At 41.6% G+C, this 243-nt stretch carries 1 protein-coding gene; it reads right to left on the bottom strand.

Annotation, left to right across the window (positions count from 1 at the left end):
- A partial coding sequence (locus tag N477_RS01705) for an IS110 family transposase (RefSeq protein WP_155731766.1) occupies positions 1–243 on the bottom strand: 243 nt, incomplete at both ends.

Genomic DNA, 243 nt, shown 5'->3' with positions numbered 1-243 from the left:
ATCTTTTAAGTCTTTCATCGCAACCTCTCGAGCGCGAGATAAATCTCGAATGGCTTCGTCTTCAGGCTCAGGCACATAAATAGGAGTTAAATCCTCAGATTTAAGTAATTTAGCCAGTTTAATGGCATCACGCTTGTCGGTTTTTACGCGCTCACCAGGTTTTTTAGGAATAAGCGAAGGAGCAACCACGTAACAACAATGTCCCAAAGAAGTAATTAAGCGATAAATCCAGTAACCACAAGG

This window comes from Pseudoalteromonas luteoviolacea H33-S (assembly GCF_001625695.1).
Classification (GTDB): Bacteria; Pseudomonadota; Gammaproteobacteria; order Enterobacterales; family Alteromonadaceae; genus Pseudoalteromonas; species Pseudoalteromonas luteoviolacea_B.
This window is presented reverse-complemented; position numbering and strand designations above follow the sequence as displayed.